13 protein-coding genes are annotated in these 17,466 nt (G+C 52.7%); 7 read left to right on the top strand and 6 right to left on the bottom strand.

Translation table 11 applies throughout. The features are described 5' to 3' along the window. Positions 1-141 precede the first annotated feature (141 nt). Positions 142-1,713 (bottom strand): flavin monoamine oxidase family protein, encoded by a 1,572-nt coding sequence (locus PS2015_RS06630; RefSeq protein WP_058021477.1) that lies wholly within the window; start codon positions 1,711-1,713, stop codon positions 142-144. Positions 1,714-2,265: 552 nt separating this feature from the next. Between PS2015_RS06630 and PS2015_RS06620 the strand changes: the two genes are divergently transcribed. The 5 genes from PS2015_RS06620 to PS2015_RS06600 all read left to right on the top strand — a co-directional run bounded on the left by PS2015_RS06620 (position 2,266) and on the right by PS2015_RS06600 (position 8,986). Then, complete coding sequence (locus PS2015_RS06620) at positions 2,266-4,326, top strand: winged helix-turn-helix domain-containing protein (RefSeq protein ID WP_169792278.1); 2,061 nt, start codon at positions 2,266-2,268, stop codon at positions 4,324-4,326. Between the two features lie 201 nt (positions 4,327-4,527). Beyond that, positions 4,528-7,083 carry a TonB-dependent receptor plug domain-containing protein gene (locus tag PS2015_RS06615; protein WP_058021474.1) on the top strand — a complete coding sequence of 852 codons (2,556 nt, stop codon included), beginning with the start codon at positions 4,528-4,530 and terminating at the stop codon, positions 7,081-7,083. 68 nt (positions 7,084-7,151) lie between these two features. Then, positions 7,152-7,784 (top strand): c-type cytochrome, encoded by a 633-nt coding sequence (locus tag PS2015_RS06610; RefSeq protein WP_082628011.1) that lies wholly within the window; start codon positions 7,152-7,154, stop codon positions 7,782-7,784. Positions 7,785-7,831: 47 nt separating this feature from the next. Beyond that, positions 7,832-8,350 carry a RidA family protein gene (locus PS2015_RS06605; protein ID WP_082628010.1) on the top strand — a complete coding sequence of 173 codons (519 nt, stop codon included), beginning with the start codon at positions 7,832-7,834 and terminating at the stop codon, positions 8,348-8,350. Between the two features lie 48 nt (positions 8,351-8,398). After that, the gene (locus PS2015_RS06600) at positions 8,399-8,986 is read left to right on the top strand and encodes a MaoC family dehydratase (protein ID WP_237113400.1); all 588 of its coding nucleotides are present in this window, start codon (positions 8,399-8,401) and stop codon (positions 8,984-8,986) included. Between the two features lie 27 nt (positions 8,987-9,013). Here the strand turns inward: PS2015_RS06600 and PS2015_RS06595 are convergent, their stop codons facing one another. The 4 genes from PS2015_RS06595 to PS2015_RS06580 all read right to left on the bottom strand — a co-directional run bounded on the left by PS2015_RS06595 (position 9,014) and on the right by PS2015_RS06580 (position 13,229). After that, the gene (locus PS2015_RS06595; RefSeq protein ID WP_058021471.1) at positions 9,014-10,636 is read right to left on the bottom strand and encodes an FMN-binding glutamate synthase family protein; all 1,623 of its coding nucleotides are present in this window, start codon (positions 10,634-10,636) and stop codon (positions 9,014-9,016) included. A 37-nt stretch (positions 10,637-10,673) separates the two neighbouring features. Beyond that, positions 10,674-11,633, bottom strand: a complete 960-nt coding sequence (locus tag PS2015_RS06590; RefSeq protein WP_058021470.1) for an NAD(P)H-dependent flavin oxidoreductase — start codon at positions 11,631-11,633, stop codon at positions 10,674-10,676. Positions 11,634-11,671: 38 nt separating this feature from the next. Further along, the gene (locus PS2015_RS06585) at positions 11,672-12,676 is read right to left on the bottom strand and encodes a zinc-binding alcohol dehydrogenase family protein (RefSeq protein WP_058021469.1); all 1,005 of its coding nucleotides are present in this window, start codon (positions 12,674-12,676) and stop codon (positions 11,672-11,674) included. A 103-nt stretch (positions 12,677-12,779) separates the two neighbouring features. Beyond that, the gene (locus tag PS2015_RS06580) at positions 12,780-13,229 is read right to left on the bottom strand and encodes an Hsp20 family protein (protein WP_058021468.1); all 450 of its coding nucleotides are present in this window, start codon (positions 13,227-13,229) and stop codon (positions 12,780-12,782) included. A 355-nt stretch (positions 13,230-13,584) separates the two neighbouring features. On the opposite strand from PS2015_RS06580, the gene PS2015_RS06575 reads away from it, so the two are divergent. Further along, the gene (locus PS2015_RS06575) at positions 13,585-14,349 is read left to right on the top strand and encodes an SDR family NAD(P)-dependent oxidoreductase (protein ID WP_058021467.1); all 765 of its coding nucleotides are present in this window, start codon (positions 13,585-13,587) and stop codon (positions 14,347-14,349) included. A gap of 72 nt (positions 14,350-14,421) precedes the next feature. After that, positions 14,422-16,119 carry a hypothetical protein gene (locus PS2015_RS06570; RefSeq protein WP_058021466.1) on the top strand — a complete coding sequence of 566 codons (1,698 nt, stop codon included), beginning with the start codon at positions 14,422-14,424 and terminating at the stop codon, positions 16,117-16,119. On the opposite strand, the gene PS2015_RS06565 is transcribed toward PS2015_RS06570, so the two are convergent. Continuing rightward, positions 16,061-17,464: a transglutaminase family protein gene (locus PS2015_RS06565; protein WP_058021465.1), complete on the bottom strand. Its 1,404-nt coding sequence runs from the start codon at positions 17,462-17,464 to the stop codon at positions 16,061-16,063. The genes PS2015_RS06570 and PS2015_RS06565 overlap by 59 nt on opposite strands. Between the last annotated feature and the right edge of the window lie 2 nt (positions 17,465-17,466).

Raw genomic sequence — 17,466 nt, 5'->3', positions numbered from 1 at the left:
GTTTTGATTTACATCAAGTCGATTCAGTTTTTTCTGACCCAAAAAGAAAGGGTTGCCCGAATTATCCGGACAACCCCCAATGACTACCCATCAAGAGGAACTACAGAGACTACTTATCCAGGACGCCTGAAGGCGTCCATATCAAGCGCCGGCTTCTGCCCGCACGCGTTGATCCATATGCGCCATTGCCCAGTGGGCAGATTGAATGGCGCTTTCCATCCAGGCCGACTTGCGACTGATCTGATCGCCAATCATGTAGTGACGACCAGCCGGTTGCTGCAGGATCTGGTAATTACGCTCGTTTTCCGGAGTCCTTGCACCCCAGCGAGCGGAACATCCCAGCATGTGATTCATGCGGTGCCAGGCTATCGTAATGCCATGTTCGGCCATCTCACGATACTGCGGGTGGATTTTCTCACCCTGACTTAACATGGCCTCAATACGCTCATCATGTGTCATACGCATGAAACCAGAGCCACCACCATAATCATAAGCTGCCAGCATGACACCTTTCTGCTTCAACAGACCATGGAAGGGATACCAGATTTGGCGGATAGGCTGATTAGTCCAGGTGATACCGCCATAAATCTCTTCATTTTCCCAGAAGCGCTGCTTCATCTGGAAAGCACCTTTAAAGGCCTCACCCCGTCGGATCGATTTCATCGCAGACCGGTATTCTTCCGGGAAATTGTTTTCAATGCCGACCATCAGGTGCGAAGGAATGCAGTTAAACACGTAGTCCGCAGTAATCGTGAGGCGCTGGCCATTCTGATCATAGGTAACGTCGATCTGATCACCATGATCATGCACTGCCATCACCATGGCGTGATACTCAACCTTGCCTTCCAACTTGCGCAGAAACCCTTTGATTATGTTATCCATTCCGCCAATGGGCTGCATCAGCATCGGCGCTGTTTCCCCTTCATTTTCCAGCAAAACAGAGCGTAGCAGACCGGTATTTGCCTTGAGCAGGTCACGCACATGTATCATTTCCTTCTGTACCGGGTCGCTAATAAATCCGCCCGAGGCATAACCATTTCGCAGACTGCCAGAATAACGACCATCCTCATCCAGGTCACCAAACTGCCGGATGACTGCCAGCAGTTTCGCAGCCTCATCGTCAGTAAATGGCTGATCAAGCTCCGCGTTATTAAAGCCCTTGAACATCAGCTCTGCCATGAAACCTTTCAGGTTGGTGCTGACGTCGATATTGCGCATCGGTTTGCCGCCGTTGAGGTCTGGATCATGGACCAGCGCATGCTTGTTCTCATTGATAAACATTTCCAGTTCAACACCCAACTCCTTGCAATAATTGAGGGTGTTCTTATGCGAACTTGGCAAACGGGCGGCACCACAGTTGAAATACAGGTGCGGCTCATCATCAAATTTACAGATCTGGGGGTTACCGATCTCATCAATCAGATCACCATGGCGAACAGTCATAATGCGCCCACCACAACGGTGGGAAGATTCCAGCACCGTGCAATCGTAACCGACCTTGCCAAGTTCATAGGCCGTCGTCAGACCCGATATGCCACCGCCAAGCACCACGACGCGCCTGCGCTGGCCGTTAAGCGGCATCAGGTTTGGGACGCTGGCCTGTGTGCTTGCAGGGATGAGCCCCAGCGCACCGCCTACACCCAACACCGTAGCAACGCCACCTGTAGCGGCGATTAAATTCAGGAATTCTCGACGAGTTACTGGTTTCGACACTAACAAAATCCTCTGCTTATACTACTTGTTCCACCGCATCAACCTGCTGATACGGACTGCTTTGACCGTATTATGCTCCAATGCAGCACCGAAAGTCCTGCCAAAAACATCCTTAAAACCTACCAGCCTGCATCTGACCGCATAGGCAAGCCAGCTATCCCGCACCAAAACTGTGCAAAAAATCAAGCCAAGCACCGCAGTGGCCGCCAAATATCGTCGGCCCCATCCTGTTCTCCGGCTGGACAGCAACTCCCTGCCCATGGCCTCTAACTTGCATGACCATTGGCACTATCGGCACTGCCGGTACAGCAGAAACAATATGACACAACTGTATCTGGCGAACCCTTGATGTCACGCAAACATTACTCGTAAATGCTTGACGTTTGACGGACTTTTTGTTTGCATACAGGAATATTAGAAATAAAGCCTATGGCCATAAAAACAAGCTACGAAACACAGCAATATCAGAGCATACAGATCGGCGACTGGCTAGTGTCGCCGAGTACTTGTACTGTCTCAAAAATTGATCCCACAAACAGCGAATCAGAACCGGTGAAAATAACCCCGCGCAGCATGGATGTGTTGCGCATGTTGATTGACCATGTCGGTCAGGTTGTCAGTCCTTCGGACATGCTTGAAATCATCTGGCGCTCACCGATCGCCGGTGATCACGCTGTTCATAAGGCGATTGCCGAGTTACGCAGCGCCCTGAACGACAGGGCCGGCCAACCCCGCTACATCAAGACCATACCCAAGCGCGGTTACACCCTGATCGCCACCGTAAATTTCCCTGCGCAGCAACAGTCTGCGGCAGCGGAAATGGCGAAAGAGCCCACCTCGGGCCAGCCTGAATCCAACTTGGTGCGAGACCGGTCTGAACAACAATCGTCTTCAGACCGCAGCAACTGGCTGTCCAATCAACCAGTCTGGACACGCATGGCAGCGGCTCTGGTGCTGATTATCGCCGTACTGACAGTTCCGGGAATGCTTCGCTCACCTGATTCAACGCCTGAAGCTGATGGCGTCATCAGACTGACCGTGCTGCCATTCGCCAGTCGCGACTTCAGCGATGCAAACCAGATACTCGCCGAAGGCATTCGCGAGGCGCTTATCCATGGCCTGGCCAAGTTGACACATTTACAGATCATATCACCGCCGCGTTCGCCTGAACTGATGAATGCTGCATTGCAGACCAACGGCACAACTCATTACATACAATCTGCTGATCACATTCTGCAAGGCAGTGTAATGAGCTCTGAAGGACGGTTGCGAGTCATTGTGCAGCTCGTAAGAGCCGACAACGGCCTGCGGGAGTACTCAGATCAGTTTGACCTGCCGATGGATGATATATTTGCCGTTCAGGATGAGATTGTCGAGAATGTGGTCAGCGCTTTGCGCATCTACCTCAACGAGGCAGAGCGTAGCCAGATGCGCGACTGGGGCACTACTAATCCTCTTGCCTATGAACGCTTCCTGCGCGGGGAATTCTACAATAACCAGTTCAACCCGGCTGACTGGCAACTGGCGATAGAACATCACCAGGCTGCTGTGGAGCTTGACCCGGACTTTCTGAATGCCTATCACGGCATGGCAACAGCCGCCAACAATCTGGCCGTATACAGTGGCACTGAAAGGATTAATGAGCTACTGCAACTGGTCCTGGATGTGCATCGCGAGGTCAGCCGTATTGACCCCGACAGCCCGGTCCTTGACTCTATCCACGCGATCAAATTGCGCATGCGTGGGTCCAGTTACGTTCAGCAGGAAATGCAATTGAGGGAGCAGATTCTGTCTGAAAATCCACCTCGGTTCGCAATGGCGCATTATGCACTCTTGCTTATCGGCGCACGGATGTACGAGGAAGCAAATCAGTTTCTGAATCTGGCATCAGAGGTCGGCCCCTACGAGATATCCCCGGATGAAGTCTGGAGTTACCGTAACAATGTATTGACTCCTTCGGAATCAGTCATCGCCCGTAAGAACCAGCTTCAGCAGCGACCTTATCATGTCGCCTATCTTGGCTCCGTAGCCGTTAACCTGGCCCTGCTGGGCGATTTTCGTCAGGCCCAGATTTATCTCAATCAACAGCGGGAAGTGGACCAGGAGGGCATTTTGACGCATTACACTGAAAGCGTCATGGCATTTTTATCCGGCGATATTCGCGCTGACGATGGCAGCTACCTCGACCTCATGAAGAAACACCCCGACTTCTCCTACAATAATGGTGTACTGGCTTTTATGGCAGGCGATCTGGAAACAGGTATTGCCTACTGGCAAAACCTGCAACCCGTGCAGCTCCGAAGGCTGTTCAACGTCACCCACGCTGCCGAGAAATTGTTCCCTGAGCAGGTTCTTCATGCACCGGAATATCAGGAACTGCTGGAGTCCCTGGGCGCGGGAATAAGCTGGCAACGCCGTCTGATGGAAGGCGTGATGGCCATGGAAACGGTGACTGGCGTCCCACTGAGTCGCAAGTCCCGCGATATCTATGAGAAGCAGCAGTTTATGACCAGAAACAACCTGTGGAGCGAACACCAGTGGGCAGAGTACGAGCGCTATCGCGCCCTGCGACAATCACAGTCTTCTGCCTTGAATGCGGTTCGCATTCATTGAGACCTCCACAGTGCAAAGCCTTGTCTGACGCGTTATTCAAGAGTGTTTTAGTAGGTATTAAGAAGGTTTTAGGGAGGACTTTACTGATGCAATGACTCAATAATCAGAGTGCCGTTGGTGCAACAACCATAATAATTCAGCACGGCAGGCTCTTAATCGGTTCACGAACAAGATGCACTTACTACATAAAAGGAAAAATCAATGAACAAGTCACTTAAACTCTGCACACTGTCATCATCGCTGGTGCTGCTGGGCTCAATGGCTGCTGTTGCACCCGCAGCCTATGCACAGCAGGCCACCCCAGAGCTGGAGGAAGTTGTTGTCACAGGTTCGCGTGGTGCACCACGAACAGCCCTGGACTCTCCAGCGCCTATCGATGTAATTGGCGGCACGGACTTCCGTGAGCAAGGCACCACCGATATCAATGACCTGCTGCGGAACCTGGTCCCGTCTTTCAACGTTGAAGCACGCGACATCAGCGACACACAATCCCTGGTGCGCCCGACTCAGCTCCGTGGCCTGCCCGCAGACGACACCCTGATTCTGGTCAACAGCAAACGTCGCCACCGCTCAGCAGCCATTCAGTATGGCAATACAGGTACCCATTTCCCCGACACCTCCATGATTCCATCTATTGCACTGCAACAGGTCGAAGTCTTGCGTGACGGCGCATCTGCACAGTACGGCTCCGATGCTATTGCCGGGGTATTCAACTTCCGCCTGAAAGAAAACAGCGAAGGCCTGTCGCTGGAATACCGAACTGGTATGTACACCCAGAACAGTGACGGCGAAACCCACTACCTGGCCGGTAACGTAGGCCTGCCGCTGGGCAATAACGGTTTCCTGAGCCTGAGCTTTGACGCAACCAACCAGCAGCCCACCAACCGGGCTATCCAGCGGCAAGATGCTCAGGACATCATTGACCGCGGCAATATTGCGGTGCTTGAGTCATCGCTGACCAGCGACACAGTTATGCGTCAGGGTCTGCCGGACATTGAAGCATTCAATACCTTCTTTAACGCTGGTATCGACCTGGGTAATGACCTGGAGTTCTATTCATTCGGCGGCTATGGTGAAAAAACAACCGACCTGGGCTTCTTCTACCGCAACCCGGAAAACCGCGGTGGTGTATTTACCAGCGGTGCAAACCAGCTGTTTTTTGATGTGACCGAGGATGGCAGTGGCAACTGCCCGGTGATTCCCCGCGGGCCCAATGCCGCACACGGCACAAGCTCGCTGGCAGCCATGACCGAAAGCATCAACAACCCAGACTGTTTCAGTTTCACTGAGTGGTGGCCGGGCGGTTATACCCCGCAGTTTGGTGCAGACCTGGTAGACGTCTCCAACACCTCAGGTTTCCGCGGTGAACTGGACGACGGTACCCGCTATGATCTCAGCGTCGGTCTGGGTTACTCAAGTGTTGACTACTTCCTGTACAACACCACCAACCCATCGATGGGTCCGGATTCTCCCACTGAATTCCGTCCCGGTATATACACTACCATTGAGAATACTGTCGGCCTGGATCTGGTGAAGCCAGTCGATATTGATGGTTTTTACAGCCCGCTGAGTGTCGCTTACGGTATTGAATGGCGTCGTGAAATCTTCAAGACAGACAACTACGACGAAGACTCATGGCGTATCGGACCTTACGCGAACCTGGGCGCTGGTGTTGGCTCCGACGGTTTCCAGGGTTTCAGCCCGCAACAGCAGGGCTCCTGGGACCGCAAGAACTGGGCCTTCTATGTTGACCTGGAGGCCGACGTAACCGATCGTCTGCTACTTGGTGCTGCACTGCGCTATGAAGATTTCTATAACTCCTTCGGTGACACTACCAACGGCAAATTGTCCATGCGATACCGTCTGTCCGACACTACCAATCTGCGTGGTACAGTCAGCACCGGTTTCCGTGCGCCATCTCCCGGTCAGGCGAACATCTCCAACCTGGCAACCGGTGTAGACAACAATATCCCGGTTGCTCAGGGTCAGATTCCACCGACCAATCCGATCTCTGTACGTTTTGGGGGTCAGGTACTGACGCCGGAGAAATCTGAAAACCTGTCGCTCGGTATCGCTACTCAGGTTGGCCCCATCGATTTGACTGTTGATTACTACAACATCAAGATGGAAGATCGTATCCTGAACTCCAGCTTCTTCGACATTACACCGCAGATTGCGCAAGAGCTGGAAGCATCGGGTATTGCCGGAGCGGGATCGCTGACCCGAATCCGTTACTATACCAATGACATGGATACCACCAACCAGGGTGTGGAAGTTGTGGCATCGTATACCCAGAATTGGGACAACGGCAGCCGCACTACATTCAACGGCTCATGGGCCTGGACGGATCAGGAAATTGACTCGTTCACCCCGGGACTGTTGAACCGCGCCACTCAGATATCTCTGACTGAGCGTATCCCGACAAACCGTGGCAACTTCCGGGCCACTCATCTGATGGGCGACCTGCGCATTACTGCTCAGGCTAACTACTATGATGAGTACAAACTGGCGCCGTCCTCAGCCGATGCGTCACGTGACTACTGGGTCAGCGATGCTGTGATATTCAGCGCTGAACTGGGTTATTCGTTCCGCGAAAACCTGTCATTTGTGCTGGGTGCCGATAACCTGTTTGACAAGATGCCACCGAAGGTGCGTCCGGTTGACTTCGGCTCAACCTCGAGCAACCTGTATCTGACCTCGACGGCATACAGCCCGAACGGTCGCTATGTGTATGCTCGTGTCCAGTACGATATGTAATCGTTCCTGGCTGTAGAAACGAAGGGACGGGGTTCGCCCCGTCCCTTTTTTAACGAGAGAAAAGAAGTATGAAGAGTAAGAAAGCAGGATTCTGGTTAAGTTTGGCAGTCGGCACCGTCTTGTGCACCACAGCACAGGCCGCTACCGTCGATGGCGTAGAAGTCAGTGACCGGTTCTGTTTGACCTGTCATGGCACCGACGGTCAGGGTAATGAGGGCATTGATGCTCCGCGACTGGCTGGCATGGAGCGCTGGTACCTGAAACGTCAACTGGAGTTGTTCCGGGACGGCCTGCGCGGCACGCATCCACAGGACATTCCGGGGCAGGAAATGCAGCCCATGGCTGTTATTTTGACTGACGAGAGTATAGAAGACATTCTGGACTGGGTTGCGACCTGGGAATACAAACCCGCAGAGATAACCATCACTGATGGCAATCCCGATCGCGGACAGACACTTTACCAACCCTGTGCAGCCTGTCATGGACCGAACGCAGAGGGTAATCAGGCCATGAACGCGCCTGCACTGGCCGGTCAAAATGACTGGTATCTGATGAATCAACTGATCAATTTCAAAGAAGGGTATCGCGGTGACGACTCCCGCGATCAATACGGCTCGCAAATGCGGATGATGGCGCAGACCATACCAGACCGACAGGCCATGAAAGATATTGTCAGCTATATCAATACACTGGGTCGCTAACCGCCCGGTTTTATAATTGTAATCCAATTGCCTCGAGGAGATCTTCCATGGCACAAGCAACACTGATCAAACGTTCATTACTTGGTGCATCACTGGCCCTGGGGCTTTCCTTCGGCGCCGCTCAGGTCAGTGCCCAGGACGTGATCATTCACCCGAATGCAGGCACCTTCCCCATCGCCAACGCGGTGGAAGTGGGTCCTGGCGCTTCTATCATTTTTCACAGTGGCGTAACACCGGCGGCCGCCAACCCCAATGCGCAGCGTGGTACGCCGGAGTTTTATGGCGACACCAAAACACAGGCCATCAGTGTCTTTGAACGCACCAAAGCCAATCTCGAGAATCTGGGACTGAGCATGGGTGATGTCGTAAAAATGACCGTTTTCCTGGTCGGCGACCCCGCCAATGGTGGTGAGATGGACTTTAACGGTTTTATGGAAGCCTACCGTATGTATTGGGGAACAGAGGAGCAGCCCCGTCTGCCCGCCCGCTCTACCGTTGAGGTTGCGCGCCTGGTCGGCCCCCTGATGTTTGTTGAAGTCGAAGTGATTACCGCAACAACCCGTTAACTCGGCAGCCAGGGCGCTGCTATTGCGGCGCCCTGCCATTTCAGGCACATGATGGCACTGACAGACTCTTTACAGGACCTTCGTAACTATCTGAATGACTCGGCAGCCATGCCGGCCGATTCACAGCTACGTAACTATGTCAAAACCGCCACCCTGGGACTGGCTGGCGAAACGGCACCCGTTCGCGCTACAGTTCAACAGGCTCAGGCATTTTTAGGCCGTGAAGTTGGAATGACCAACTGGTTCCCCATTACCCAGAATCTGGTCAACCAGTTCGCAAGTTTTACGGGTGATTTCCAGTTTATTCATGTCGATCAGGACCGGGCACAGCGAGAAACCTGTTACGCCGGCACCATTGCCCACGGCATGCTCACCATGGCGCTGATGCCGACCTTTGCGACTTATGGCACGCTTAAGATTATTGGCACAAAGCAGAGCATTATTTACGGTCTGGACCGGGTGCGCTTCCTGAATCCTGTCAGGATAGGCTCCCGAATCAGAGGACGATTCACGTTACTCAGCGCAGAAGAGCGTAACGAACGGGAAGTATTGCTACGTCACTCGGTGACTATTGAGCTGGAGAACGAGCCCAAGCCTGCCTTGATTGCTGACTGGATCGTTGTGGCGGTACGCTGACCTCTTTACCAACGTTTTCACCTGTACTCAAACAAACGCCTGGTCTGTCGCCCGCTGCCAGTCCTCCCGATAGAAGTCCGGCACATCATCCATAAGCAGCTGCCCAGGTTTCAATGGCACATAAACCTGATCAAAATTACGCAGTCCGGATTCTGTGCGCTGATACAGATCCTTTGGCCCAAGTTGCGCGGGACTGTCGTAACCCAGCGCACCGCACAGTTCCAGAAACGCCTTCACCGTACCCTGTTGATAATGCTCGACCCGACGGGCTCGCAAGTCTACATTAAGTGCTTTGGCGCGCGCTTTATCCTGTGTCGCAACACCCGTCGGACACTTGTTGGTATTGCAGGATTTGGATTGAATGCAGCCCAGAGCAAGCATCATGGCGCGGGCGGAATTCACGATATCAGCCCCCAGAGCAATTTTTGACAACATATCAAAACCACTGGCATTTTTTGCAGCGGTGATGATTTTTACTTTATCTCGAAGCCCTGCTCCCTTTAACACGTTGGATACAAAATACGTTGCTTCCAGTCCCGGCATACCAAGCCGGTTGGAGAACTCTACCGGCGCCGCGCCGGTGCCTCCCTCCGCACCATCAACGGTGATAAAGTCCGGAAGAATGCCGGTCGACAACATGGCTTTCACAATGCCCATGAATTCAGATTTTTTGCCAATGCAGAGTTTGAAACCCACAGGCTTGCCATCACTAAGCTCCCTCAGACGTTCGACAAAGCGCATCAAACCCAGGGGTGAATCGAATTCCGGGTGGTTTGCGGGTGAATTAACTGTTTTACCAACTTCAACCAGGCGTATTCTGGCAATTTCCTCGGTAACTTTGGCCCCCGGCAAGACACCACCATGTGACGGTTTTGCACCTTGAGACAGTTTAATTTCGATCATCTTTACCACTGGCGCCAGTGCCTGGCGGCGGAAGGCCTCCGGATTAAACCGTCCGTTTATGTCGCGACAGCCAAAATACCCTGTGCCAATCTGCCAGACCAGATCCCCGCCATACTGCAGATGATAGGGGCTTATGCCTCCTTCTCCGGTATTATGATAAAAATTCCCGGCAGCCGCCGCCTGATTCAGAGCACTGATGGCATTGTTACTCAGGGCTCCAAAACTCATGCCGGAAATATTCAACAAGGATGCACTGTAGGGTTGACGACAGGCCGCCCCCCCAACGCTCACCCGTACAGACTCTGGATCTATGTGTTTGGCGTTCAATGACTGAAACAGGCTCAGATAACCGGTCTCAGTGATATCACGCTCGGTGCCAAATGGCAGCGTATCGTCCAGTTGTTTGGCACGGCGATAAATCAGGTCTCTGGTCTCCCGGCTAAAAGGACGTTCCTCAAGATTGTCCGCAATAAAGTATTGGCGGATTTCGGGCCGAAAGTGTTCAAACAAAAAGCGAATATTGGCGAAAACGGGGTAATTTTTTCGTAGATTACTGTCGGCGTAAAAAAGATCTGACAGCCCGGTTGCGGTGAACACCACAACCAGTAAAAAGAATACCAGCAGCCAGGGGTGCTCTATCAGGTGTCCGGGAGCCACTGACCATTGGGTAGCATTAAGCAGCAGGAGAAATGTCAGCGGCAACATCACAGCCACAAACATCCAATAAAAACGTACCGCTGGTGTCATCAACTGCTCCCTGCGTGAATTGTAAAATAAGTTGAACTTAGCCGTCGCACAGCCTTTGTCTGGCCTCGGCATACTCCCGCCTCAACCTGGCCACCAGCTCAGCCGTTGACACGACCTCCCGAATGACCCCGATACCCTGCCCGCAGCCCCAGATATCACGCCATGCGCGCTTCTCTCCACCGCCACCAAAGTTCATTTTGCTGGGGTCTGACTCAGGAAGATTATCCGGATCCATTCCCGCATTGCGAATACTGCCCTTCAGGTAATTACCATGAACGCCTGTATAAAAATTGCTGTAGACAATATCGTCTGAATTGCTCTCAACGATCATTCGTTTATATTCATCCACCGCCCTGGCCTCATGGGTTGCAATAAACGGAGAACCTATATAGGCCAGGTCAGCACCCATCGCCTGAGCCGCCAGCACGGCTCCACCGGTCGCAATGGAGCCGGACAGCAGCACCGGGCCATCAAACCAGTCGCGAACTTCCTGAATCATGGCAAAAGGACTTTTCACGCTGGCATGACCACCTGCCCCAGCAGCCACACATATCAAACCATCAGCGCCCTTTTCGATCGCTTTATGTGCAAATACATTATTGATCACATCATGCAGGACAATGCCACCCCAGGACTGAACGGCCTTGTTTACATCTTCCCTTGCCCCCAGGCTGGTGATGATTATGGGCACCTTGTATTTTTCACAAAGTGCCATGTCATGATCAAGACGGTCGTTACTGCGATGCACAATCTGATTAATCGCAAAAGGAGCGGCAGGATTGTCTGGATTTTTCCTGTCATGCTCTGCCAGGGTTTCCGTAATTTCTGCCAGCCAATCTTCGAGCTGCTCGGCCGGCCGCGCATTCAATGCCGGCATCGAGCCGACAATGCCCGCCTTGCACTGCTCGATCACCAGCCTGGGGTTGCTGATAATAAATAAAGGTGAACCCACAACCGGAAATGGCAGATTCTTCAAAACGGGTGGCAAACGTGACATGGAAACTCCTGATGCAGAAAGATAATAAAAATGAGAATTTAAACGGCAAAACCTTCCAGGACAACCTTGCCGGTGGTGTGCTCGGTTTTCATTGCCTGATGAGCTTGCTCCAGACTTTCCGGTGATATCAGACCGAAGTTGGCACCTGTTGTTGTTTTCAGTGTGCCCTGATCAACAAGCCGGGCAACCTGAGTCAGTAAATGATGTTGGGCCAGAATATCTCGGGTCTGGAACAGGGGCCGCGTAAACATGAACTCCCAATGCAGGGACAGACTTTTCTGCTTCATCAGCTTGATATCCAGCGGTTGAACCGGGTCATCAATCAAAGCCAGACGCCCCTGAGGGCGCATCAACTCGCACAGTGCGGCGTAATGCTGATCCGTCCTGTTGACCGATGCCACTAACGTGACGTCCGGAATACCAAGTGCAGCCAGTTGCTCTTTTAATGGTTGGGTGTGATCTATTACATGATGAGCGCCAAGAGACTCAACCCACTGCCGACTTTCCGGACGCGAGGCTGTACCTATCACCGTGGCGCTGGATAATTTGCTTGCCAGTTGCACCAGCATGGAACCGACGCCGCCGCCCGCGCCCACTACCAGCAAGTTATGCTCAGCTCCTTCGGCACCCATGGGAAGCTGGAGTCGATCAAACAGCATTTCCCAGGCGGTGATGGTCGTCAGCGGCATAGCCGCCGCATCGGCATCACTCAAGGACTCTGGCGCGATGGCGCAAATGCGTTCATCAATACACTGGTATTGCGCATTACACCCGGCGCGGCTTACATCGCCTGCATACCAGATACGGTCGCCTGGATTGAACAGTGTCACGGAGGGGCCAGTCGCAACCACTATGCCTACTGCGTCCCAACCCAGAATCTTCGGCTGATCTTCCGGTGGCTTTACGCGCCCGCGAATTTTGGTATCCACCGGGTTTACGGCAATCGCCTTTACTTCCACCAGCACGTCGTGATCGCCGGGTTCCGGTACATCTGCGTCAACCCAGCGCAGCGGGCCGCTCCCCGTATAAGCAATAGCAAGCATAGTTGAATCCTTTTCTGAATTTGCTACCGAGTATACTTGCCTGACAAAAAAAAGGCAGCCCGTGGGCTGCCTGAGTAATGGCGAATACTATTCCTTGCGAGGTTTATCTGGCTTCAATCAGTTTTTCAGACGAAGCACCGATAGGAATCTGACGCGGCTTCATGGCTTCTGGAATCTGACGCTGCAATTCAATGTGCAGCAGACCATTCTCCAGATTGGCGCTGACAACACGGATATGGTCAGCCAGCTGGAAGACCCTTTCGAAATTTCGGGCCGCAATACCCTGATGCAGGTATTGACGCTCCGCCTGTTCAGCGGCTTTTTCACCACGTACTTTCAGAGACTGAAGCTCGGACTCAATGATCAACTCATCCTGGGTAAATCCAGCAACCGCCATGGTAATGCGATACTGGTCTTTGTCCAGCCGCTCGATATTGTACGGTGGATAACTGGGTTGATTCTGTTCACGCTGTGTCACAGCGTCAAGCAACTGGCTAAGATGATCAAAGCCAACAGCAGAACGGTATAAAGGTGCGAAGTCGATATTTCTCATGTCGTATATCCTCATCAAGCAATATATGGATTCGGGTTTCAGACACCAATCAATTGATCTGGTGTGTTGGATCAGGCCTCACATGAGCACCTGACCTGTACTTATATGTTGGGATACAGCGATGATTTTCAAGGCAGCTTTTAAAAAAAATGGCAGACCAGGGAAAAGCCAACTATAAATCAAATGTGCGACAGGACAACGCACCTTAGCCGTCAGGGAAGATGGTCGCCGGTCAGTCTCAAGCTTCCAGCTGGCCGGTGTTTTCCGGGGTATCGGACATATGGTCCGGTACCCCTTTTTTTGCGTGCTTCAATCAAAACCTGCATACTCGAGGCTTTACTCGTGAGTAACCACTATGACCCGGACCGTTTTTATAACCGGCGCCTCATCGGGCTTTGGCGCCGCCTGTGCCAGAAAATTTGCTGCCCACGGCGATCGACTGATTCTGCTTGCCCGTCGCCAGCAACGCTTGCAGACCCTTGCTGACGAGCTTGATGGCTGTGACACCCACCTCATCAGCCTCGATATTACTGATCAACAGGCTCTGCAATCAGCTATAGAGAACATACCCGAGGCCTTTGGCAAACCGGATGTCCTGATCAACAACGCCGGCCTTGCACTGGGACTGTCCGGCGCTGACCAGGCTGAAATGAGTCACTGGCAGCAGATGATAGATACCAATATTAGCGCGCTGGTGCATCTGACCCGGTTGGTGTTACCGGCCATGGTCAGGCGTGATCGCGGCCATATCGTCAATATTGGCTCTACGGCGGGCAACTGGCCTTATCCGGGCGGTAACGTTTACGGCGCTACCAAGGCATTTGTGAAGCAGTTCAGTCGCGGCCTTCGGGCCGATTTACTGGGCAAACGTATCAAAGTCACCAATATCGAGCCCGGGCTGGCGGAGACAGAATTTTCGCTGGTCCGCTTCAATCACGATGCTGCCCGCGCGGCCGAAGTCTATGACGGGACAAAACCCATCTCGGCCGACGACCTTGCTGACATCATTCACTGGGTTTGTAATACCCCCGCTCATATCAACATCAATGCAATGGAAATCATGCCACTGTGTCAGAGCTGGGGCCCGTTCAGAATAGACCGGCAAATGTCATTTGACTGAGCGTTCAGCTCACTTATAATCAAACACAGCCTGATCTTTTTTTCGCTGAAGTCTCTGCCAGGGTCAGCGGCCATGCTGAACGAAAGCTCAACACCTGTCCGGCTGGCAGGTCGCCAGCTTATTTCGTTGGCGATACTGCTATCACTGTCTGTCCACCTAGCTGTGCTGACGGCCTGGTATCGTTTTGGCATGAACAATGACCCGGAGAATTACGGAGACAATACTCAAGCCTCCCTGTACGTGTCATTCTCTGTACCAAACGGCGAAGAAGAAACTGAGCCGGCCGCAGAAAGCAGCCCTGAGCCGGCACCAGCCACTGAATCCATGCCCGTCTTGGTGCCTGAGTCACAATCCGCACCTGAGTCACAGTCTGCACCCGTGGCCGAATCTGCCAGCAACCCCGTCGTTGCCGCCCAGCCACCCACAGAACCTGTGCGTGCGGTTGAACCGATGGCTCAATTGCAGAACACCAGTACAGTCAGGGACACCATTGCAGAGACAGCAGCGACCGCCGATACCGTCGTGACCTCCCTGGCAGTTTCAACCGATGCTGCAACAACTATGCAAATGACGGAGGTGTCCGAGGTAGCGGAAAATAATCCTGCAGCAGTTGAAACCCGATTAATGCAGCAAGCAGAAATAGAGACTCTGCAGACGGTTCTGAGTCAATTGCAATCCCTGAATTCACAACAACTTGAAGAGGCATTCAATTCTAACGCCGCTTTCTCAATCGACAACCATCAAATTGAAGTAACTGACCGGGTTGCTGCAGACCTGACTCGCCTGGCCAGTTACGAGGTGGCCATCCGTTACGAAGAGAATGGAGAGCAATTCAGCACCACCGCCACCCTGAACGAGCGCGCCTTTTCTCATTATGCGAAGTTTGTACATCGCTGGGACCCGCTCGTGTCAATGTCAGAAGACAGGATTGAAGGTCACTTCCACTCCAACAGTGCCGTCAATCTTTTTGCAGATTACCGATCCAGACCCGAATTCGAAGGCCCCGTCACCATTGCCGCAACACAGCATATCAGTCGCCGTACCCGTCGCTCTGGCCTGTTTCCGGCCGGCGTAGAAACCGGTGTCGATGCTGTACCTTTACCGGCCACTGCCATGCCAGCTCCCTTCTTGTTAAACCCGACGGAGCTACAACTGCACACAGTGGATCACGACACCCGCCTCACGTTCTTTCCCGACGGGCAATATCACTGGCAGGATCTTGATGAGCCGAATAACAATGGCTCGGGTTCGACGCTGGACCAGCCCCTGCTGGTAGCGGCAACAGGTAGCTCTCGCCTTGAGGTATCCGGCCAGGTCAACGGCATGGTCATACTGTTTTCTCCGCACCAAATCACGATTACTGGCGATCTGGTATACGCTGAAAATCAAGCCCAGCACAGCCAGCTTACGCTAATCAGCGACGGCAATATCGAGATTGCAAGCCAATCGGTAACCGGTCGGGGAGATCTGCATATTCATGCGGCTATTTACGCCAGGCAGCGTTTCAGTGTGCGCAGATTCAGGGACAGGCACCAGGGTGAGCTTTACATCTTCGGGGCTTTGATAGCCGGTTCCTTATCTGCAACGGAACCAAGGTTTACTACCCATATCCGTCACGATCCGCGCTTTGCTGACAATCGGGCACCGGCGTTTCCCGGCACTGGCCAACTACAACTGGCCGGATGGGAGCAGCAATGGTCTGTCGCTCCACTCAGCGGCCGACCTCTCTCAGGCGCGCCTGACATTGATCGGCCGCTGGCAGACGAATAACACAGACCTGAAGCTGTGCCAAGGCCTCATCCCGCTCCTCATCAAACCAGTACTGCTGAAAACTGTTCAGGTAGGCTGATTCCAGATTCTGCTCTATAGCCTGACGGTTTCCGGAGCGAAGCTCCATATCCAGATATTCCTGATACAAAGCGATTACCCGATGCCAGTTACGCTGCTGCCACTGCTGATATGCACTATCAAGATAGAACTGTTCTATCGCCTGCTGCGCTGATGCGTAAACAATATCCGCATCGCGGAGATCATCCGGCAAATACCGGATGACATCACGCGCCAATTGCAATCCTCTGTTCAGCGACTCTTCATCGCGCAGGAACCAGGCCGATTGATGTGCCAGCAACAAAAACAAGGGCAAACGGATATCGCCATCCATTGTCTCAGACATATCATCACTCAAAACCAATGAACGATTGCTCTGCAGGAAATCAGCGATACGCCGCATCAATTGATTCCAGGCTCGGTCATCATGCCTGCGCAAGAAATCACTTTCACGGTAATAATAAACCAGGCGGTTATGCTGAGCCTCAATTTCTGCGGGTTCTAACAGACCTTTCAATTCGGCCATTCGAAGTCTGTCAGCATAGGGCATGCGCAACTCACTGACATGCTGACTCCACATATTTTCCAGTCCAAGCTGCGTGGCGCTGACAACCCGGCGTAATTCATAATCTTCATAACTTGCCACAAGCAGGCGGCGCTCAGTGAACCAGTCGTCAGCCTGTTCGGCAAAAAACTGCGCATCACGAATGACGTTAAAACCATCTGCTGATGTTGTTTCAACTTCGATGTCTGATCCATCCAACAGACTTAATTGCACAAAGGCATGACTCGGCATGATCACGCCAGACGCATGCAATCCAAATTCCTCGGCTAATACGATGTACAACAATGCTGAACTGATACAGTTATAAACACCAGTCCGGAGCAACACACTCAGTGCGCTCTGATCTTCGTCATAAACACTTGTTAACAATTGTTCATGCATGGCCAACAGCAGCTCTCGGCCCCGCTCTCTTTCATTATCAATCAAAGAAATTTGCTGGTTTTCACTGACAAATGCGTTAATCACATCCTGTAACGCCCGGTACTGCGCCCGATGTCTTACATCCCCCGAGGCCAGCACAAACAGCGCCATAAGATCCTGAGCCGACGGGCGCTGCACCTGTTTAGCCGGGCCCTGAAAACGTGCCAGCACCTGCAGTTCAAAATCCGTCAGGGCAGTCCATGCCGGCTGTTCAGATGCGCCAAAGTTGCTGCGATCAATGAGCAGTTCATCGGCCTGCAAAGTGATGCAGAAAAACAACAGACTGATAGCAAAAAATCTCACAG

Origin of the sequence: Pseudohongiella spirulinae (assembly GCF_001444425.1) — a bacterium.
Classification (GTDB): domain Bacteria; phylum Pseudomonadota; class Gammaproteobacteria; order Pseudomonadales; family Pseudohongiellaceae; genus Pseudohongiella; species Pseudohongiella spirulinae.
This window is presented reverse-complemented; position numbering and strand designations above follow the sequence as displayed.

Bases quoted from the DNA above. Each gene is read 5' to 3' on its own strand.
- PS2015_RS06615 (WP_058021474.1), top strand. From the start codon at position 4,528: ATGAACAAGTCACTTAAACTCTGCACACTGTCATCATCGCTGGTGCTG.
- PS2015_RS06610 (WP_082628011.1), top strand. From the start codon at position 7,152: ATGAAGAGTAAGAAAGCAGGATTCTGGTTAAGTTTGGCAGTCGGCACC.
- PS2015_RS06605 (WP_082628010.1), top strand. From the start codon at position 7,832: ATGGCACAAGCAACACTGATCAAACGTTCATTACTTGGTGCATCACTG.
- PS2015_RS06600 (WP_237113400.1), top strand. From the start codon at position 8,399: ATGATGGCACTGACAGACTCTTTACAGGACCTTCGTAACTATCTGAAT.
- PS2015_RS06595 (WP_058021471.1), bottom strand. From the start codon at position 10,636: ATGACACCAGCGGTACGTTTTTATTGGATGTTTGTGGCTGTGATGTTG.
- PS2015_RS06590 (WP_058021470.1), bottom strand. From the start codon at position 11,633: ATGTCACGTTTGCCACCCGTTTTGAAGAATCTGCCATTTCCGGTTGTG.
- PS2015_RS06585 (WP_058021469.1), bottom strand. From the start codon at position 12,676: ATGCTTGCTATTGCTTATACGGGGAGCGGCCCGCTGCGCTGGGTTGAC.
- PS2015_RS06580 (WP_058021468.1), bottom strand. From the start codon at position 13,229: ATGAGAAATATCGACTTCGCACCTTTATACCGTTCTGCTGTTGGCTTT.
- PS2015_RS06575 (WP_058021467.1), top strand. From the start codon at position 13,585: ATGACCCGGACCGTTTTTATAACCGGCGCCTCATCGGGCTTTGGCGCC.
- PS2015_RS06570 (WP_058021466.1), top strand. From the start codon at position 14,422: ATGCTGAACGAAAGCTCAACACCTGTCCGGCTGGCAGGTCGCCAGCTT.